Raw genomic sequence first — 22,075 nt, 5'->3', positions numbered from 1 at the left:
CTCGAATCCAATTACCATGCCTGTGCGAGACGGCCAACGGCCGGCTTCGCCGATTCAACCGCCGCATCCTTCCAGCCCGGACGTCCCGCACGCTGCCCCTTCTGGCGCAGCTTGCGCATGTCGCTGAGCCCTTCGATGTTGACGGCGGGGCCGGACCCGACGGCCTCGACCGGCCGTGGCGTCAGCAGCGCATCGAGCCGCGCCTGACCGGAGAGACCGAGCAGGTAGAACGTCCCCCCATCCTTCTTCGCGAGCCAGGTCTCGATGCTCTCTTTGCCCTCGCCGTCGACCGAGATGTTGCGCGCCATGCTGGCGCCGGTGAAGACATTGCAGCAGGTGTGGGTCGGGCCGTAATTGGTGACGGTCGCCGAGACGTCCCCGGTGTAGAACACCACATAGGCGTTGCTGACATTGGCGTTGCCGGTCTGGCTCATCGTGAACACGCCGCCCGGCTGGTAGAGCTGGAGCGTCGGCCAATTGGACGGCGCCGGCGTACGGTTGTTCAGAAGTATCTGCTGGGTCGCCGTGGTGAGCATGAGCTGGCCCGGCACGTAGCCGTTCAGGATCGAGACAGCCGGCGCATCGGTCCAGAAGGTCGCGTCCACCACCCTGAACTGGTTGACGATGATGTGGTCGGGGTCGATCGAGATGTTGGCGGACTTCGCGACGCCGCCGTTATAGCCGGTGACGTTCAGGATCAGCGGGACCGCCGGGTTCGAACGAATCTGCTCGCCCTTGACGTTGATGGTATCAGCCGCGAGGTCGAGCTCCCGCACGACGCTGACCCAGTTGATCGTCAAATCACCCGACGAGGTCATCTTGACGATGTCGCCGCTGATCCGGTCGAGCGAGACCGGTCCGACCACATCGAAATGCGTGTCGCCGTGCGCGGAGATCGATCCGCTGCGGAGCGAGCCGGTGTCGGACTTGATGTTGAGATCGCCGGCATCACCGCGGATCCCCGTCGTGGTGAGCTGGCTGAAGACGACGTCGTTCACGGCATGCAGGGTCTGCGTGCCGCCGCTGATGGCGGTGCCGACGATGATCCCTCCGGTCGTCGCGGTGACGTCGAGCGTGCCGCCAACGTTGAGATTATCCCAATGAACGACCGTGCCGCTGAGGACTGCGTTCCCGGTCGTGGCCGTGAGGTTATGACCGGTGTTGGTACCCGCCGCGATTAGCCTCGCCGAGCCGTGGGCCGAGACCGAGCCGAGTGTCGGCACGCCGCCTGACATCACCGTCTGCGCGAGGATGAAACCGTTGTCCGCGGTGACGTTGATGCTGCCGGCATCACCGTTGATGCCCGTCGCCGTCAACGCGTTGAAGCTGACGTTGTCGTGGGCGCGGATGGTCTGCGTGCCGCCACTCTGCGCGGTCTGGAACGTGATGCTGCCCTGGCTCGCGGTCGCGCCCAGCGTCGTCCCGACATTGAGGGCATTCCAGTTGATCGGTCCGCTATTAGCCGTCAGCAGGCCCGAGCCGGTCGTGGCGGCGAGCGTGTTGCCGGTGATGGTCGTGGCGGCAACGAGGCTCGCCGAGCCGTGGGCCGAGACCGAGCCGAGCGTGGTCACGCCGCCAGAGGTCACGGTCTGCGCCAGGATGAAGCCGGTGTCGGCGGTGACGTTGATGTTGCCGGCATCGCCATTGATCCCCGTCGCCGTCAGCGCGTTGAACGTCACGTTGTCGCGTGCGCGGAGGGTCTGCGTGCCCCCGCTCTGCGCGGTCTGGAAGGTGATGCTGCCCTGGCTCACCGTCGCGCCCAGCGTCGTGCCGGTGTTGAGCGTGTTCCAATTGATCGGCCCGGTCGCGGTCAGCAGGCCGGAGCCGGTCGTTGCGGCGAGCGTGTTGCCGGTGATGGTCGTGGCGGCGAGCAAGCTCGCCGAACCGTGGGCCGAGACCGAGCCGAGCGTGGTCATGCCGCCCGAGGTCACGGTCTGCGCCAGGATGAACCCGGTGTCGGCGGTGACGATGATATTGCCGGCATCGCCGCTATTGCCGGTGGCCGTGAGCGACTTGAATGTCACGTTCTGGGTCGCGTGGATCGTCTGCGAACCGCTGCTGTCGGCGGTGCCGATGAGAATGCTGCCATTGTTCGCGACCGCGCGGAAAGATCCGCTCGCGCCCGTCGCCGTGCCCGCCAGCACCTGGTCGAGCGTCAATCCGCCGGTGCCGATGATGTCCACACTGCCCTTCACCGCGGACAGCAGGCTCACCTCGGTGTCGGTGAGAACCTTGACGTAGACGTCGCCGGCACTCGCGCTCGCCGACAGCCGCGCGGCACTGAGGGTGAACCGGCCGGTCGCGCTGCCGATGCCGTTCGATGCGCCCAGCGAGAGTTCGGCGCCCGCACCGGAGGCGATGAACTTGGTCTGGCCGTCGCCATTGTCGATGATCGCGCCGAGCGAGGCGACGCCGCCGGCGGTGACGATGATCGACGGGGTGTTCGAGGCGGCGGCATAGGACAGCGACGAATTCAGCTGGCCGATCGTCGCATCGCCCGTGGTCGTCACCGAGATCAGCCCGGCCGCGTTGATGGCGGAGTAAGCGCCCATCGACAGGGTGGAAGCCACCAGCGTCACGCCGTCCGCGCTGCTGGTCGCAACCACCGGCGCCGCGCTGGTGCCGGCCGCGAAGGTCATGCCGCGGTTGGCGAGCAGCTGCATCAGGCCGTCGCTGGTGATGCCAGTATTGATGGTGAGCGCGCCGCGCGCCGCGTTCAGCGTCAACGCGCCGCCGGCCGTCAGCGCCCCATAGGGACCACTGGTGCCGACCGCGAGATCGCCGGTCACCGCGAGGATGCTGAGATCGCCGACCGCCGAGCCGGTTACCGCGCCGGAGATGTTCACCTGCAGCGGCTGGAAGGTCGAGCCGTTGAAGCCGATGCTGCCGCCGGCGCGCAGGTCGAGGTCGGTGCCGAGGATGTGGATCGCGGAGCGGTCCGTGAAGCCGGCTTCGGCGTAGATGCTGCCGGTCGCGGCGAGCTGGATCGCATTGCCGGCGGCGATGTTGCCGAGGATGAGATCGCCGGTGGTCTGCTTCACATAGATGCCCTGCGCCGACGAGACCTGGTCGAGCTGGTCGTTGCCCGGGTCGGCAAACGCGATCTGAAGCGCGTTCGCGTTGGTCGCGGGATTGCTTCCGGCCGCGCCGGGCGCGCCGACATTGCCGCGCTCGGCAATCAGGGTCAGGTTGGCAATATCGCCTGAAATCACGGCGCCGGCCACATTGGCGGAGATGTTGCTGACGGCGTCCAGCTTGACGTCGCCGCGGCCGGTCACCTGGATGCCGTTGGCCTGGGCGGCCGTGATCGGGCCGTAAGTGGCGGTGACGCCGCCGAGCGCGAGGCTGTTCTCGCTGCCGAGATAGACATTGGTCAGCGCCTTGGCCGAGATCGCGATCGGGTTGTCGACGACGACGAGGTTCTGCTGCGACAGGCTGACCGTATAGGTCGTGACATGGGTCGTCGGGTCCGTCACCGCGCCGACGGTGAGCTGGCCGGGACCGGCCGAGGACAGCAATGCCCGCTGCTCCGTCGTCAGCGAGGAGGCATCGACACTGGTGAAAGTGAAGGTCTGAGGCGCCGCCGAATTGCCGACCGAGCCGCGCGGCGCGTAGAGCATGATCTGGTTGGCGCTGACATTGGCGACGACGTTCTCGTCGATCGGCGGCGGCGCCGCGCCGATCGAGGACGACGAGACGGTGTAGGCCAGCTGGCTCTGGGTCCACTGCGCACCCGCGGTGATGATGCCATAGACCCGCTCGGTCGATGCCAGCGTGTAGCTGTAGCTCGCATTGTACGTGTTCAGTGCGGTCTGCAGCGCGGTGTTGGTCGGCATGCGCTGGTTGGCGGTCGAGACGCCGTCGAACAGCTTCGTGAACAACGTCGTCGACAGCGAGCTGCCGAACAGCGTGCCCAGCGGATCCGAAGGTGCGGTGCCGAGCAGGCTCGTCAGCGAGGACTTGAGCTCGTCGGTGGTGATCTTGCCGAGCAGGAACTGATCCCGCAGGAACCGCGTCGTGGCCTCGGTCTTCATCTGCGTCGTCGTAACATTCGCGGGGTCGATACCGAGCTTGGCCGCCACCTGCGCCCGCAGCACCGTCTGCCCCACCGAGGTCGGGGCGTAGGTGCTGCCGTTCGGGAAGGCGATGTTCTTGAGCTGGAAATAGTCGTTGTAGGCTGACGTCACCATCGACTGATAGCTGTTGACGGCGTTGGTGGCGGCGTTGCCGCTGAGCAGGTCGAGGCTGGCCCAGACGTCCTGCAGATGCTGGCTCTGCGCCTGGGTGAGACCGACCGCCGCCCGGCCGTTCAGGATGCTGGCCTGGTTGCCGTCGGAGCCGGCGGCCTCCAGGAAGACCGGGCCGCCGGTCGACTGGATCGTGCCGAGCCGCAGATCACCCTTGGACTGGATGATGTAGGTACCGGTGGCCGAGGCACTGTCGAGCACGCCGCCATCGACGGCGCCGCCCGCCTGCACCGTCCCCGTCGCCTGGATCACCAGCGGATTGATGTTGGTCAGGGTGGAGGCGTTGTTGACGACGGCGCTCGTCGCGCCGATCGCACCGGAGGTGGAGTTGATCTCGATGTTCTTGCCGATCACGACGGGTGTCGCGACGTTGTAGGCGGCGGCCGAGTTGATGTCGCCGGTCGCCGAGAGGAAGACGCTGCCCTGCGGCGTGGCGCCCGCCGAATTCACCTTCACCTGGTTGATCGACAGCGCGCCGATGGCCGAGATCGCGATGTCGCGGTCGATTGAGCTGGCGGTCAGGCTCCCGCCATAGAGCTGCACCTGGACGGGAGCCTTGGTGGTGCCGAGCGTGCCGATGCCGCCGTCACCCCGGAGCGAGACGCTCGTGCCCGAGATCACCGGGTTATTGGCATTGGCGCCGACCGTGATCGACGAGTTGACGCCGGTGGCGGCCAGCGTCGTCGTTCCCTGCTGGTTGTTGATCGACCCGTTGATGACGATGCCGGAGGTCGAATTGACCACGACGTCGCTGCTGCTGCCACCGGTGAACTTGATGTTGATCGGGTTCGACGCCTTGACCGTGTTGGTCAGCGAGAGCGTCAGGTGATCATAGATCGCCTGGTACCAGTTGTACTGGGCATCCGCGCCGCAGCACGCGTTGGAGTGGGTGTTGAGTCCAACGGGGCTCCCGTCCGGGTTCACGCCGCCCGCCCAGTGATAGCTGCCGGTGGCGGTCGTGACCTTCTGGTAGTTGGTGCTCTGCACGCCCGAAACCAGGCTGGTCGTGGTGGTCCAGTTTGCCCCGGTGGCCTGATTGGGCGTGAACTGCCAGTCGTAGTCGAACTGCGTGCTCGTGGTCGGACGATCGAGGGTCGCAGTGTCGACCCATTGATAGAGCATGTTCTCCTGCGTCGCGTACTGGATGCCTGCCGTACCGGTCCTGGCTGTAAGCATCGACGGGTCGATCGCGGCCGCGTTGACGCTATTGACCTCGTACTTTGAGACCTGCTGGTTGCTCGCCGCCTTGGGATCGTAGACCCACCACGTCGTTTTCCCTTTCAGCTGATCGACGATCTCGACCACGCTTTGGGCGGTGGCGCTGGTATTGATGGTATTGGTGACCAGCTGCAGCCCGCTGGTGTTGTTGACCGTGACCGTGCCGGCGCCGCCCTTGATCTCGATGTTTCCCTGGGTCTGGGTGCTGTCGGTCGAGGTCGAGATGATCTTGCCATTCAGATAGACGTAGCCGCCGGCGCCCTGCGCCACGCCGTTCAGGATGAGCTGGTCGGTGAGAGCGTTGTACCTGACCCCGATCTTGGCGTCGCCGCTGGCCGACGCCGTCACGGAGCCGGAGACGTCGTAGTAGACGCCGTTCCGCGCATTGGCCTGGGCCGCGGCAAAGTCCGCGCCGCCGTTGCGGTTCTTGAGGCCGTTGCTGCCATAGATGGCATCGTACGCCGCGGCGCCGATGTTAACCGAGTAATTGCTGCTCGAGCCGGCCTGGATGGTGCCGTTGATGTTGATCACCGACGCCGAGATGATGACCGCCTGGCCGGTGATGGTCCGGGAGGCTGTCGCGGTGGCCGGCGAATTCGCGGTCTTCGGCGTGATCGCATCCGGCTGGATGTTGATCACCTGGAAGAAGCCCGAGCTGTCGCAGGCTGACGCACAGTTGAATGGCGTCTTGTACGGACCGCTATCGGTGTAAACGTTTCGGCCGTCATAAGTCGTTTTCTTCCACTGCGCGAGCACGACATTGGTCGAGTCCTGCGACTGCCCCTCGATGATCTTGAGGGTCGCGACGTCAGGCACGCTGCCGGCATCGGGAGTGCTGGTGTTCCCAGGCGTACCCCTGCCCACCGGCAGGAAGATCGACGAATAGAGCGAGGTGCCGTCGTAATACGTCATCAGCATGCGCGCGGTGAAGATCGTGCTGGCATCGGCGTTGCCGACGGGTTGATAAATGCCGTGGCTGCCGTCGGCGCAGCAGTAATAGAAGTATGGATGATCGGCTCCGGAGCCGATATGTGGAGCGGTATAGTAGTCACCGTAGGCGCCGAGATAGGTCGCCGCCGTCATCACCGCCGTCAGCGCGTCTTCCGGCCTGTTCTCGGTGCTGGCCCATTGCGAGGTGACCGCGCTGCCGCTGTCGTAGAAGCTGCCGATGCCGCCGAGGAAGGTGAAGGTGCCCTTGGGCACGACGATCTGCACGGTCGCGGCGCTGAGCGACTGCGATGCGACGACGCTGCCGAGATTGTTGATGATCTTGAGCAGACCGTTCGCGTTGCTGACCGCGCCGTTGAAATAGATGTCCGGCGTGCGGGTCAGCACGTTGCCGTTCTGGTCGATGCCCTGGCCGCTGTCAGGATCGAGGCGGTTGTAGGTAGCCGAGATGTCGATGGTCGGCGAGGCGCTCGGCATCGCGGTGAAGGTCACGTTGGAGTGCGAATCCGGGTCGACATGGTCGGTCTGGCGATAGGTGATGTTGCCTCCGGTCACGTCGGTGACCGTGAGGTTGCCGAGGCTCATGAAGTCGAGCCCCTTGTTCTCGATCTTGATCAACGGCGAGCTGCGCGCGATGACCGCGGGCGCGGCCGGGTTCGAGCCGCTGTTTCCGGTCAGCTTCTGCGCCAGGATCGAGACGTTGCCGGCGGACACCAGGATGTCGCCGAACGCGAAGGCGTTGCCGGGCGCGTCGGAGGTGAACGGCGCCTGCTTGATCAGCGTGTCGATCTGCCGCTGGATGTCGCCGGTCGGATCGGTGCCGGACGGCGACATGCTGGCGGGCGACGTCGGCGTCGCCGCTGCAAGCTGGGAGCGGACCTGCGCCTCGGTCAGGCCGGTCAGCGACGCCAGCTGGTTGACCACCAGCCGGTAGGGATTGAAGTTGCCGACGATGGCATACTGGACCGTCTGGTGGTTCCAGCTCATCACCGGGCTGAAGTGGTTGACGTCGGCGACCGACTCGAGGGTCAGCGCGGAGTAAGGGCTCGTCGTGCTCAGCGTCGGCGTGCTCGCGCCGAGCTGGATCGTGATCGTCACGTCGTTGTTGATGCCCGCCACCACCAGGCCGTTGAGCGCGACATCGCCGGTTCCACTGGTATGGCTGTGGTTGTCGCTGTTCTTGGCGCTGAAGATGTCCAGGTACGGGTTGTAGTTGCTGCCGTTGCCGACGGCCGTGACCTGCCCCTGCGTGGCGCCGAGATAGATGTCGCGCGCCCCGAGGATGCTCGAGGTGGACGCGAGCGTCAGGCTCGTGGTGTCGTCGGCATTGGCCGTGCCGCGGTACAGGGTCGAGATCGGAATGGCAGTGTTGTTGTAGACGACCGTCGTCGCCGTCGCCTGCACGCTGCTGAAGACGCTGCCGTCGCCGGCAAGGCCGGCATAGATGTTGATGTCGCGCCAGGCCACGATCTTCGCGTTGGCGCCGACGTTGACGGACTGGTTGGCGTGAACCCAGCTGTTGGTGCTGGCGCCGACGCCCGCGATCGCGCCATAGAGGCTGGCATTGGCGTTGTTCGCCGCCGCCATCTTGGCCGCCGTGCCGACATAGATCTTGCCGGCGCTGAACAGCTCACGGGCGTTGATGTTGACCGCGAGTGTGGCATTCGCCGTCATGTTGGATTCAGCACCACCGCCGGCGAAGAAGCTGGCTGTGGCGAGACTCGCGGTGTCGTTGGTGTTCAGTGTGTTGTAGGCCTCGATGTTGATCACGGCCGTCGAGGTCCTGGGATCGTCGTTGAGGCTCAGCACCGTGCCGGCGCCGATATTAGTGGTGACGTTCTGCGTCACATAGGACTCGCTGAGCGCGGCCGCTCCCGAGAACGAGCCGCCCGAGCCTGAACGCGCACCGCCGCCGGCCTGATTGACGATGTCGTTGGCGATAACGACCATGTCGCCGGCCGCCGAGTTGATGATCAGATGCGTCCCGACTTCCGCCGTGGTGGTGGAATCGACGTCATTCCTTGTCTTGCCGGCGGACACGCCGGCCGTGGAGGCCTGATAGGCGTCGCCGCTCGCGAGGTAATTCGTGGTGTGCTTGGCATCGATGCGGAAGCCGCCGAAATAGAGCGTGTCGTCGGTCGAGCCGCCATCGAACCGCGCATTGGTTACCGCGGTCGAGCCGGTGGTGGCGACCGCCGCCGCGCCGGCATAGGTGCCGCCCGCGCCGACCTTCGCGTTGGAGACGTTGGTGTCCGTGCCGGTGGCCTTGATCCAGAGGACGCCCGTGTAATTGCCGTGGCTGAGGACGTCCATGTCCGCGGGCGCACCCAGATAGGCATAAGTGTGCGCGCTGGACGAGGTCTGCGCGACGGTAGCGCCGAGCGCGAGGAAGCCGCTCGAAAGGCCGGTTGCCTCGGCGTATTGGGCACTGTCGTTTTCAGCTTCGATGGTCACGTTGGCGTTGGGCAGCCTGATCCCCGTTCCGCCATAGGCGTTGACGGTCGCGTTCTGCGAGGCCTTGGCGTAGCTGCCCTGCGCGCCGATCAGCGAGCCGCCGCCGCCGGCGAGCGCCTTGGCCCAGGTCGTCGTCCCGCTGGTCGGAACCAGCGCCTTGGCGCTCACGTCGAGCGCGCCGCCCGAGAAGCTGACATTGTCGCCGACATCGGCGGTCACCGTGGCCCCTACCGTCGACTGGGCGATGGCGACGCCGACGGCACCGCCGCCGACCGAAACGCCGATCGCCTCGCTCGACAGGTTGGGCGCGATCGCCGCTGCCACCAGCGTGCCGATCCCGGTCGCGGACGTCGTGATCGAGACGCTGGCGCCGATCTCGGCCAGCACCGAGGAGTTCTCGGTGGCCTCCGCATCCGCACCTGTACCGGCGATAATGCCGCCACCGAGGGCGGTTGCCGTTGTGCTCAAGGTGCCTGCGCCGGCTGCGCCAATCAGCAATTGCGAGGTGTTGATGGTGGCGCCGTCAAGAACCCGCGCTGCGACCGAGCTGTGCCGGCTTGCCGTCGCCACCGAAGCGCCGACGGCCGCGGCACCGGCGGAGACGCCGCCCGTGAAGACCACCTGGGTCGTGGAATCCTGCGCCATGACGGCAGCACCGGTCCCGCCGGTGCCGTTAACATTGCCGCCGAGCAGCGCCGTGACGGTGTTGGTGACATTGCCGACCGCCACGGCGGCCTGGGCGCCGAAGTAGAGAGCTGCCCCGCCGGCGATCGCCTCGGTGTCGATGGTCTTGCCGCTATAGGGACCGGTGTTGGCGTCCTGGACGACCGCGGCGACGGAGATTGACGGCGCCACGACAGCCAAAGGCGTATCCGCGGCGACCAGCACGCCGGAGCCGTTGCGTCCATAGTCACTGAGATTGGCGAGCACGGTGCTGTTGACGCTGGTGTAGCCGATGCCGGCACCAATGCCGACGTTCTTGGCAAAGCCCGCGCCCAGCAGATACATCTTGGCCGCATTGGCGCTGGTCGCCCCGACATTGACCTGCGAGCCCCTGATGTTGCCGCCCGCAATCTGCGCGACCACGACGTCGCTGCCGCCGCTCAGCACGTTGCTGACGTCATAGGTCGAGCTGACATTGGCGCTGTTTGGATTGCCGGCCGTGCCGCTCGCGACGGCGCCACTGCCATGCGTGGTGCTGGTGCCGCTGTTCACGGACGCGATGGTGCCGCTGCCGCCCTGATTAAGTTGGCCGGTCTGTTGGCCCTGGGTGTCGGCGTCGGCGGTGTTGGTGCCGATGATGATGACGCCGACGGTCGCGCCGATGCCGACGCTGCCGCCGATGCCGGCGGTGACCGCGTAGGACAGCACCTCCTTGGCGCTGAGCGCATTGACGTTGATCGCGCCTGACGAGTTCAGATTGCTGTTCCAGCTCTCGGCGACGGTCCGGCTCTTGAACACGATGACGTTTGCGGCTGCGCCGACGCCGACGCCTCCCCCGCTGGCGCCGACCGCGAGCGCACCCGCGATCTCCTTGATCGCCACGTCCTCGTTCGCGTTGATCGTCACCGCGCCGGCTGTGCCGCCCGTCACCCCTTGCAGCGTGGTGTCATAGACGCCAGCGATGGTGGTGTTGTTGGCGACCTCGATATTCGCCATGCCCGCGATCGCAGCCGTGCCGGTCGAGAGCGCGCCGCCGATCGCATAGGCCTCGAAGCGGTTCTTGGTCTTGGCCTCGACGTCGAGCGCGCCGCTCAAATTGAGCGCGGTGGTGTGTGCGGCGCTGTTGCCTTGATAGTGGAACTCGTCGCCGACATAGGCCAGAGTCCGGTTCGAGGAGACCTGGACCAGGAACGCCGCGCCGATCGCGGCCTGGCTGCCATAGGCGCCCGAGCCGTTCGCGGAGAAAATACCGGTGTTGTTGGTGGCGTTCACCGTCAGTGACGCGGCCGTCAGCGCGCCGCCGTCGACATAGGCCTCCGTGGTCGCCTGGAAGACGTTCAGCCCGACCGAGCCGGTGTTGAAGCCGACGGCGATCGACGAGGCATCCTGCTCGGCATTGGCCTTCACGGTCACGGCGCCGACGGTCGCGCTCGACGACTGCACGCCGCCGACCGTGGCATTGGTGATATAGGCCAAGGTCTCGCGTGACATCGTCGTCGAGATGATCGTCGCGCCACCGCCGCCGCTGCTGCCGTAGGCGATGCCGGCACCGAACGCGCCGGAATAGGAGAAACTGGACGCGGCGACCTCGATCTGCGGCGCCAGCGTCGACGAGGCCAGGCGCGTGTCAATGGCCGCGCTATCGATATAGGCCCTCGTTGCTCCGCTCATCACGTTGGTGATGGGATTGATCATGATGGCGATGCTGGAGCTCGCAGCAAGCGAGGCGACGTTAGTCACGACCGCCTGGTGCGAGCTCGCGACCACGGCAAGGCCGCGCACGGTGTCCTGGTTCTCGGAGAGGTCGGGCGTGGTGTCGGTCGGCGCGTGGGCGGTGCCGAGATCGAACGCGTGGACGAGCGTGCCGTTGTTGACCGACAGCGTATCGGACGAACTGGTTCCGAGCGCATCGACCTTGGTGTTCGCCCCGCTGATATAGGCCGCGGTGGTTCCCGTGATCTGGTTGGTCACCAGCGAACCTGCGCCGCCGGCCGCGCCCTTGCTGATCGACAAGGCGCCGGCGAACACCGCCGCCTTGTCGTTGTTGCCGGCGATCACGCCGACATTGTTGGCGGCGGTGACGTCGGCACCGTTGATGCCGTTGATACCGGCAGCGGTAATGCTGGCCGTGACGTTGGTCCCCATCAGATTGGTGGCGACCGAGCCGGCCAGCCCGACCTGCGAGGACATCGCAATACCGACGGCGACGGTCGAGATGCTGGCATTCGAGTTCGCATTGACCCCGACATTGCCCGAGGCGGTCAGCTTCGAGCCGGTGACGCCGGCACTGACATTATTGGCGATGCTGCTGTAGACCAGCGCGAGGCCCGCGGCGCTGCCTTGCGTCGAGGCGCCGGCGATCGCGGCGGTTCCGGTGATGCTGGAATTGTCGGTCGCGTTGACGGAAATGTTCTTGGCCGTGACGCTCGACTGCGTCGTGCTGGACAAATTGTTTCCGATCGCCGCCGAGACGGTGTTGGCGATCGAGCTGATCGTCGTGCCGCCGACGCCCGCAAACTGTCCGGTCGCAAGACCGAAGCCAATCGTGACCGCCTGGATCTTGGAGGAATCGACGGCGCTCACGCTGACAGTACCGTTACTGCCGGCCGTCATCAGCACGTTGGCGATAGAGGCCGAATGCGTCGTCCCAATCGTGTTGTAGACGATCGAGGCGCCGACATTGTTCTTGCCGGCCTGGATCAGGCCCGCAACGGAAACGATGCTCGCGCCCGGACCGTTGCCCGTGCCGTCGTTGAGCGCAGCCGCGCTGAAGTCGATGCAATTCTGCCCGCCCGTGCCGCCGGCGACCGTGCAGGTGTCCGTGGCGAGATGATTGTTGTTCGACTTCTTGACGAGATTGCCGAGCGCAGTGTCCAGCGCCGACACCGCGCCGCTGTCCGCCAGCACCGTCACGCGGCCGACATTGATGCTCACCGTCGAGCCGCTGTTGATATAGGCCGTCGTGGTGGGCGTGATCTCGCTGACGACGACCGCGCCGGCAAGACCGTTGGACCCCGCCCCGCCCGAAGCCGCGCCGGCCGCAATCACGCTGGCGCTGTCGGCCAGCACCAGCAGCGAGTCGTAGTTCGAGATCGAGGTGCTGCGGATATGCGCGTCGGTCGCGTTGCCGCCCGTGGGATCGGCGATCGACGCATAGGTCAGCCCGATGCCGACGCCGGCCTGGCCGCCCGAGATATAGAGCGAGCCGCCGCCGATCGCGATGTTCGTGGTCTGATAGGCGTCCACCTCGAGCGCGCGGTTGACGCCGCTCGCCTGCCCCGTGATCGTCGAGCTCTCGATATAGGCGTTGGCGCTGTCCGTGATGATGCCGACGGACGCCGACAGCGACGCCGCATTGGATTTCGATCCCGCCACGCCGATGGCGACGACGGTCTCCGAGCCGCCGTTGAGCGCCTGCACCGTCACCGAACTCTGGTTGTTCAGGGTGGTGCCGTAGATGTAGGCGAGCGTCGCGTTGTTCGACATCGCCGCCGCGATCGCGCCGCCGATTGCGGCGCCCTGGGCGGATGCCCCGGCCAGATTGAGCGCCGCCGAACCGGAACCACTATTGAGCATGGTGTCGTTCAGTGCCTGAACGATCGTGTTGGTCGTGACGGTGCCCGCCGTCGTGTACTTGTTGACCGTCGTGTTCCTGATATAGGCGCTGGTGCCGAGCGCGACGTCGCCGATCGCCGAACTGCCGGCGAGATCGATACTGAAGCCGTCAGTGCTCGATCCCGAGGTCGAGCCGATCTTGCTCGCGGCCGTCGCCACGCCGGCGGCCCCGCCGGTCGCACCTGCACCGGCGGCTCCCGCCTTGTCCGAGAAACTGGAGGCCTGCGGCTCGGAGATCGAAGCCGCGACCGCGGCGGTCGTGATGCGTCCGGAGGTGGTCGCGCTGAGCGTGAGATTGTCGACGTTGACGGCCCCGCTGCCGCCGCCATTGCCGGCGAATGGATCATCGGCGCTGAAGGGACCGGGCCGGATATCGGAATGATTGTCGCCGATATAGGCCGACGTGTCGGTGTTCGCACCGAGATAGGCGACCGCCAACCCGACTGCCGAACCGCCGCTGGTGTTCCGGCTCATTGCGCCGGCCAGCGTGATGACCGATAGGTCCTGCTGCGCCAGGATTCCGACCGTCGGAGCGTACACGGTTGCCTGGCTCGATATCGACGCATGGGTCGTGTTGTTGAGGAAACCGAGCGCGGTGATGCCGTTGAGCGCCAGTGCGCCCGCAGCCTTGCCGGACGTCGGGGCGACGGCAATGAACTGATCAGCGGTGATGGCGTTGACGGCGATATCGTCCGCCGCTCGCACCGTTGCGCCGTCCGAAATGCCGGCGATGGTCTTGGTGTTGAACTGAACGAGATTGAGCGCGCCGCCGACCGCGGAGCCGCCCGACGTGTTGCCGGACAGGAAGCCGAGCGTACCGACATTGCCTGCCGCGTCGATCGACGCCATGGTCGTCGTCGCTGCGACCTGCAGGCTGGCGTTGTAGGTGTGGACGTCGCCATTATCCATGCCCACCGACCAGCCGGTGCCGCTGCCGCAAGCCGCGGCCGCGCAGGTCGTGGTCAGGTTCGCAGCGCCCGCGACCCAGGCCGTCGTGTTGTTGTTCACGACGAAATGGTTCAACGAGCCGGCGATGCCGATGGTATCGCCGGCATCCGCAGTGGCGTTGGCGTAACTGGTTAGAATGTTGCCGCCGACACCGAGATTGCCGTTCAGGTGGCTCAGCACGGCGCCCAGGCCGTCCCATTTCAGCCAGGAGTTGGTGATCGGCATCTCGGTGGTGGCATCGACAGCGATATTCGCCGCGTTGATCAGCGTTCCGCCGCCGATATAGGCGTTCGAATTATGCGTGAAATTGCCCCAGGCGACGGCCGCGCTGATCGCCGTGCTCTCACCCGACACCGGGTCCTTCGTGATCGCGCTGGACGTTGCATTGCTGCGAACGCCGCGATCGATGACGTTGCTGGCGACAGCGACGTTGCCGCTGGCATAGATGCTCGGCGCGCCGCCACTCGGATTCTGCGCGATCGCAGCGGTCGCGCTCTGGGCACTGTTGGCCAGCGACAGCGCGCCTGCGACCTTGAAATCGAAGCTTAGCGGCACCAGCGATCCCATGTGGTCCCTGATGATCGACGTCGGCGAGGTGACGGAGCGCAGTCCTCGTTCGATCGCCGCAATCAGCGCGGGCAGACCGGCGATGGACGAAGCCATCGTGGAATTGCTTGTGGTGTCGGACGTCGCTTCGACCAGAACGGAACCGTTCATCCGGTTGTTGACGTCGGTTCCGAGCGATGCGCCGAGCGTCGCGGTCGCAGACGTCGTGAGGTCGCTAATGGCGAACGCCCCGCCGACGGCGCCGCTCGCGCCCGTCCCGGGCGCCGCTACCGACGTTGCGCTGGTCGAGAACGAGTTGTTGTTGATCGCGCGCACCTTCAGGGTGCTGCCGCTCGTATTCACCAGACCCGCCGCAAGATGCGCGCCCGTCTCGACGTTGGCGGTCGTCGTCACCGAGCCCTTCGAATAGGCCACCGTCGGGACGATCTGCGCGCTCGTCGATGCCGCGAGGGCGGAGACGGCAATGGTCGCATCGTTGAGCGCCTTGATCTCGAGGTTGCCGCCGGCGTTGATCGTCGCGCCCGAGGCCACATTGGTCGTGACGTTGCCGTCGATCTTGCCGACGACCACACCGGCCGCGACCGGCGTGAGGCTGCCGAGCAAGGTGCTGGCGACCGCCGGATCCGACGCGGTCTCGGTGGCATGCGCGGAAATGGTGACATCGCCGCGACCGTTGATGTCGGCATGGCTGTTGATGTTGATGGTCGCCGTGGCGCTTGCCGCGACATAGCCGCCGTTGAGCCCGAGCAGCGAGGCGGCAAGTGTCGAGCCGACAAGGGCGAAATCACCGGCCACCGAACCGTTCAGGAAACTCGATACCGCCGTCGAGGTCGCGGAGATCGAGATGATGCCGCCGGTGATCTTGCCGTCGACCGTGATCGACGTCGCGGCGGTGGCTTGGCCGGACAGCTTGATGTCGCTCGCCGTTGCCGTCAGCGTGACGTTGCCGTCGGTGTAGCTGGTCCCACCGAAATTGACCGACTGCGCCAGGATCTGCGCACCATTCTTGATATCGATGTTCGGCGCGTCGATGATGACGTTGTTGGCGTTGCCGGTGGAATGGCCGGAGCCATCGAGGCGGCGGGCATCGATCAGCGCATGCGCAGCGAGCGTGATGGAGTTGTCGGCTTGAATGAGGTAGTCGGCACCGGCGCTGAGCCCCGCGAGCGCATTCGCGATAGAGCTGTTCGACAGGGTCACGCCTGTGTCGCCCTGGGTGGCATCGCCGACCACCAGATCGATCGGATCGAACAGCAACGTGCCCGCCTTGCCGTTCGGCGCAGCAACGTTGACGGAAACGTCGCTGCCGACGTCGATGACGCCGTTCGCGCTGAAATCGACCAGGCCCGCATTGCCGGCCTTGGCGCTGGCGTTGAACCTGGCTCCGCCTGCCACGGTCAGGTTCTGCGCCGCCTTAAGGCGGATCTCGCCGGCATCGCCGGTCTTGCTGGCGATGTTCAGCCTGGCGTTCTTGCCGATATCGATGTTGTTGCCCGCCTGCACCGTGATGTTGCTCGGCGTCGAGGTCTTGCTGTGCGCGGTCAGGCGGCCGTTGACGCGAGCGTTGTTGACGGCGCCGATATGGATCGAACCGTTGCTGACGGTGATCGAGCTGGCGCTGCGCAGGCCCTTGGAATTGACCGATGCCGCGAACTTTGCGGCGTGGTCGAGATTGGCAATGTCGCGCTGGGTCGCGCCGCCGACGAAGACGTTCTGCCCGGTCAGGCGCACGCCGTCCTGGGCATTGACGCGGCCGTAGATGCGGATGTTGCCGTCGGGCGAGACCGGGAACGAGCCCGCCATGAGATTGCCGACCGCCGTGCCGTTGATCGCGCCGCCGGGACCGATCAGGCTGTCTGTGAACTCGCGCGTCGGGGTCGAGACGTTGAGGCTGCCGACATTGACCACGCCGCTGCGGCCGACCACGAAGCCCTTGGGGTCGGCGAAATAGACGTTACCGCCGATCGAGCCGTTCATGTAGGAGTTCAGCGTGCCGTTGACGTAGACCGGCGCGTCGCGAACGATGTTGACGAGGTTTCGCGTCCCGGTCGGCAGTTGCAGGTTGACCGTATTGCCCTGCCCGACGCTGAACTGCGAGAACGAGTTGAAGGCGTTGTTGCCCGAGACCGTCGACGTCGTGACGTTGGTGACGCTGCCGGAGGTCTGAAGGCTGGTCCCGGTCCGTCCATCGGGGACGATGACGTTCGCCGTCTGCGCCTGAACGCGGACGCTGAACACCGGCAGGAAGACCATCTGCATCGCGCAGAGCAGCGACATCGAACGAAACCGCGCCAGCCGGCGCAGCGTCGTCAGTTCGTCATTGTCTCGCGCCGCAGATGGTCCGCGCATTTCAGATCCTCGTCATCGGCATTGGCGCCGATCCACAACCGGGTGGGAGAATGTCGTGCGATCCCGGCATCAGAACTGGCCGGGCGGCAGCTTGAAGATGTCGGGGCTCTTGGCGTCGGCCACGTAGAACAGCAGCAGGCTGGTCGGCGTCAGCACACGCTGGTTGTTCTCCTTGTTCTCGAACGTGCCCTGGAGCAGCAGGATCACCGAGCGATCCTTGGCGTCGCTGCCGCGGAACATCACGATGCCGCCGGCGACGGGCATGTTGACGGCGATGGAGTCGGGCTTGAAGCCCTCGCCCATGAAATGGGCGCGCAAGATGTTGGCGTTGGAGAACAGCTTCTCCGGCGTGATCGCGGCATCAGTCCCCTTCGACCAGACCGCGCCGACCTGGATCAGCGACTTCGACTTGTAGCCGAACACGTAGGAGAGCTCGGCGGTGCCGCCGTTCGGCAGCAACTCCGGAACGGACAGCAGAATGCTGTGCGTCAGCTCGGACGCGTTGTCCTGCGCCTTGATGGCGTCGGGCTTGGCGTTGAAATCCTTCGTCATCGCCGCGCGCACATCGGACTCGTTCATGCCGAACTTGGCGGAGCGGAAACCGTCGATCGCCTTGATCTTGTCGTCCGCGGCCGGTGTCTCGGCTGAATTCGCCCCGGCGGCGACGGACGTGCCGGCTGCAGCGGGAGCGCCGGCCGCGGCGGCCCTGGGTGCCGGCGCAGCCTTCTGCTTCGGTACGGCGCCCTGGGCCGCGAGCGGTCCGGCTGCAAGGGAGGTGAGCAGGCCGACGACGGCCGGAATGAGATAGATTTTGCGCATCGAGAACCTTCGAAACAACTTGAAACAACGCTTCAAAAATCGGCAGCTGCGAAATCACCTTCCGCGAACCGTCGTCGCAACCGAGACGGAAAATGTTGCAACGCGAAGGCGTTACAAGGCGTCACGAAGGAGACAACGCTCGAAACAGCGACTCTTTGGCAGCGTAGGAATACGGTATCGGGCTGCCAAACGCTGCGAATGAGCATTCATAAGCGCTTTTTTTCATCAATTGTGGATGCCGGCCGTTCGCGCTAAGCATCCGCTCCGGGGCAAGGGCAAGCCATCATGCAAAGAGTTTCATGACCGAACGGCCTTCCGCTCTCGCGGTCGATCGCCGCGGGTTCATTCGCCTTGCGGGCGCAACTGCCGCGGCATGGGTCGCGCTCGGCGCAACGTCGGATCGCATGCGGATCGTCGCATCGTTGACCGCGTTGCCGCTCGACGACGAACTGACCCGGCGGAGCCTGATCGACAGCACGACCTCCCGCCTCGGTGGCCTCGTCGCCGGCTTGAGGCAGCGCGGCTGGGTCGAAGGCGTCAACTTCCGCCTCGAGCTCCGTTCGACCTTCGGCGGACCGGACCGGCTCAAGGCCGCGATTCAGGAGTTGCTGGAGCTGAAGCCGGACGTGATCCTGACGGGGTCGACGGTCGAAACCGCTGCGGTCCTTGCCGCCACCAGGACCATCCCGATCGTCTTCGCGACCGCCAACGATCCCGTCGGCAATGGCTTCGTCGAAAGCCTTGCACATCCCGGCGGCAACGTTACCGGCTTCACCAACAGCACCGCCGAGATGGGCGGCAAATGGCTGCAGCTGATCCGTGAGGCCGTGCCCGACCTCGCGCGCGTCGGTATCTTGTTCAACCCGGCGACCACCCCTCGCGGCGGGCGTTTCTTCCTCGACTCGATCGAGCAAGAGGCGGCCGGGTCCGGAGTGTCCGCAATCCCCGCCCCCGTCAACACGCCGACGGACATCGACGAAGCCGTCAAGCGCTTCTCCGAGCCGCCCAAGGCGGCAATGATTGCGCTGGTCGACAGCTTCCTGGTCGTCAACCGGAAGGCGGTCGTTGCGGCGGCGGCCAAGTATCGCGTGCCCACGGTCTATCCGTTCCACTACTTCATGGAGGCCGGCGGATTGATGAGCTACGGGCCGACGCTGGAAGTGCGCTCGGCCGACTATGTCGATCTCATCCTGCGCGGCACCAAGGCCGGCGACCTGCCGGTGCAATCGCCGCGGAAATACGAGCTGCTGATCAACCGCACGGTCGCCCGCACGCTGGGATTGACCATACCATTCACGCTGCTCGCGCGCGCCGACGAGATCCGCGAGTGAACGAAACGGTCGACCAGGGACATTTGCGAACGCCTCCCGGCCGGCTGTTCCGCAAATATCTCTACTCGATCGTCGCCCTCGCCTTTGCCGCGCTCGCCATCAACACCGGCTTCGACGTCTGGTTCTCCTATCGCGAGCAGAAGCAGCTTCTGGCTGCGACCCAGCGCGAGCAGGCGGCGTCCGCGGCGATTCAGATCGGCCAATTCATCGGCCAGATCGAAAACCAGATCAGATGGCTCTCGCGCCTGCCGCCGGAGCTGTCGACCAATGAAGACGAGCGCCTGAACGCCATCCGTCTCCTGCGCCTCTCTCCGGCGATCGCGGAAATCGCCGAGCTCGACTCGCACGGGCTTGAGCAGATGCGCGTGTCCCGCCGTGTGGCGGACAGGATCGGCAGTAAAGCCGACCTCTCCGCCTCGCCCGCCTTTCGCGGTGCCAATGAAAGCCGGGCCTATTACGGGCCGGTCTACTTCTTCGGCGACACCGAACCCTTCATGACGCTCGCCACCCGCGGAACTGGCGGCAATCCCAATGTGATCGTCGCCGAGGTCAATCTGCGTTTCATCTGGGACCTCGTCGCCGGGATCAGGGTCGGCAACACCGGCAAGGCCTACGTGGTGGACCGCACGGGAGTGCTGATCGCGCATCCCGATTTGTGGCGGGCCCTGCAGCGCAGCGATCTCTCCGGCTATGCCGACGTCCGCGCCGCACTCGACGGCGTGGGGCCGCCCTCCGGCGGCCTGGTCAAGGAGGACCTGTCCGGTCAGCGCGTGCTGTCGACCTATGCAACGGTCCCCTCGCTCGGCCTACTGGTGTTCGTCGAGCTGCCGCTCAGCGAAGCCTATGCGCCGATCTACGCGTCGATTGGCCGTTCCACCTTTCTCCTCGTCGTCCTGCTGGCCGGTGCGGTGCTGGTCTCTCTCTTTCTCAGCCGCCGCATGACGGGGCCGATCCAGCTCCTGACGCAGGGCGCACGGCGGATCGGGAGCGGCGATCTCGGCCTACGGCTCGCGATCAAGACCGGTGACGAGCTGGAAGCGCTCGGCGACCAGTTCAACCGGATGGCCGCGCAGCTGCGCTATTCCTACGCGACGCTGGAGCGCAAGGTGATCGAGCGCACCTCCGAGCTGGAGAAAGCGCGCGATCAGGCCCTTGCCGAGCACGATGCCGCCGAACGCGCGCGCAGCGCGGCCGTGGCGGCCAATGAGACCGAATCGCGCTTCCTCGCCGTCGTCAGCCACGAACTGCGCACGCCGCTGAACGGCGTCATGGGCGTGCTGCAGCTGCTCGACGACGGCAAACTCGGCGAGGCGCAGCGGCGCCACCTCACGACCGCGGCCGCATCGGGTGAGACGCTGATCGCGCTGGTCGATGCCATCCTGGAATATGCGCGCCTGGAGGCCAGCGCCGAAACCCTGGAGCCGCGTAATTTCCACCTCGACCAGCTGATCGAAACGGCCGCCGACCTGATGCGGCCCCAGGCCTTCGGCAAGGGACTGACCTTCGACCTTGCCTGCGATGCCTCGGTCAGGACCTCGGTGCACGGCGATCCTGTCAGGCTCAATCGCATCCTGCTCAATTTGATCGGCAACGCCATCAAGTTCACGCCGTCAGGCGCGGTCGCCGTCAACGCAGCGGCCGAGCGCCGTGACGGTCATGTCCTGCTGCGCGTTACCGTTCGCGACACCGGCATCGGCATCGCCCCCGACATGCACGAGCGGATTTTTGAGGATTTCGTCCAGGCGGACGACAGCATCGCGCGGCGGTTCGGCGGCACCGGCCTCGGACTTGCAATCGCGCGGCGCCTCAGCCGTTTGATGCGCGGCGAGCTGACGGTGGAGAGCACGCCGGGCGCAGGCAGCACGTTCACACTCGAAGTGCCGCTCGATCCGGCCGCCAGCGGCATCGCCCAAGGTGCGCTTCCGCCGCCAGCGCGGCGGCTTCGCGTGCTGCTGGTCGACGACGACCCCGTCAATTGCGAGGTCGGCGAAGCCATGCTGAACCGGCTCGGCCATCATGCCACGGTCGCCAGAAACGGCGCCTCGGCCATCGAGCTCGCCCGCGATCAGGCGTTCGACGTCATCCTGATGGACCTGCACATGCCCGACATGGACGGCATCGAGGCAGCATCGCGGATCGGCAAGCTCGGCCTGCCGAGAATGCCGCGCATCATCGCCGTCACCGCCGACGTGTCCTCCAGCGCCCGCGAACGGCTCGCCGAGGCAGGCATTGTCCAACTCGTCAGCAAGCCGATCCTGATCAACGCGCTGCGCGAGGCGATCGAGGACGACCCGGAGGCGGAGCCGGCCGCGGCGCAACTCGCTGCAGGTGCGTTGATCGACCGGCATTTCCTCGACGACCAGAAAGAACTCCTGGGCGCGACCCAAATCGCGAAACTCAACCAGCTTCTCCAGCAGACGAGCGAGCAACTGATCGGCGATATCGTCAAGGCCGCGGACATTGGCGATCACGAGAAGCTCGCGCGGTCCGCCCATCAGCTCGGCAGCGCCGCGAGCGCGCTCGGCCTCGTTAGCATGTTCGAGCGCTGCCGCGAGATCGAGCTGGCGGCAGCCACGATGTCTCCACCCGAGTGCCAGAGTGCCGCGCGTGAGCTCGCTGCGCTGCGAGCAGCCTCGATGAGCGCGCTCGACGATCTGCTCGGGCCCGCCGAGCAGCGGTCGGTCAGCTAGAATTGCTCAGGTCGAGCTCTTCGTTTGACCCTGAGCAGGCCAAGTCGGCTGAAATCGCACATTGACGTCTGCGAGTCCGCGGCGTTGAATGGTGTTTTCGATGTGGCGGAGGAGCTGCGGCGTCCCGTCGCCCGACAAGCGGTCGGTTAGCCGCTCCTGATCTTCGCCTTCGGAAAGTACAGTTTGGCTTCACCGACGCGCTGGGAGGTCGAGAGCCATGAGATCT

The 22,075-nt window shown here is 65.9% G+C and carries 4 protein-coding genes; 2 read left to right on the top strand and 2 right to left on the bottom strand.

Features of this window, described 5'->3' with window-relative positions; all coding sequences use genetic code 11:
- Positions 1-11: 11 nt before the first annotated feature.
- A complete protein-coding gene (locus tag A3AS_RS0102080) occupies positions 12-17,009 on the bottom strand; it encodes a leukotoxin LktA family filamentous adhesin (RefSeq protein WP_020508595.1) in 16,998 nt (5,665 codons plus the stop codon).
- A gap of 69 nt (positions 17,010-17,078) precedes the next feature.
- The gene (locus tag A3AS_RS0102075) at positions 17,079-17,828 is read right to left on the bottom strand and encodes a hypothetical protein (RefSeq protein ID WP_018315948.1); all 750 of its coding nucleotides are present in this window, start codon (positions 17,826-17,828) and stop codon (positions 17,079-17,081) included.
- 299 nt (positions 17,829-18,127) lie between these two features.
- On the opposite strand from A3AS_RS0102075, the gene A3AS_RS0102070 reads away from it, so the two are divergent.
- Together A3AS_RS0102070 and A3AS_RS0102065 are read left to right on the top strand one after the other, a co-directional pair.
- The gene (locus A3AS_RS0102070; protein ID WP_018315947.1) at positions 18,128-19,159 is read left to right on the top strand and encodes an ABC transporter substrate-binding protein; all 1,032 of its coding nucleotides are present in this window, start codon (positions 18,128-18,130) and stop codon (positions 19,157-19,159) included.
- Positions 19,156-21,849, top strand: coding sequence for a hybrid sensor histidine kinase/response regulator (locus A3AS_RS0102065; protein WP_018315946.1), 2,694 nt, complete (start codon positions 19,156-19,158; stop codon positions 21,847-21,849). The genes A3AS_RS0102070 and A3AS_RS0102065 overlap by 4 nt, the downstream gene beginning before the upstream one ends.
- The last annotated feature ends 226 nt before the right edge of the window (positions 21,850-22,075 follow it).

Origin of the sequence: Bradyrhizobium sp. WSM2793, assembly GCF_000379585.1 — a bacterium.
GTDB lineage: Bacteria > Pseudomonadota > Alphaproteobacteria > Rhizobiales > Xanthobacteraceae > Bradyrhizobium.
The sequence above is the reverse complement of the archived record's forward strand: the minus strand, read 5'-3'. Positions and strand labels throughout refer to the sequence as shown.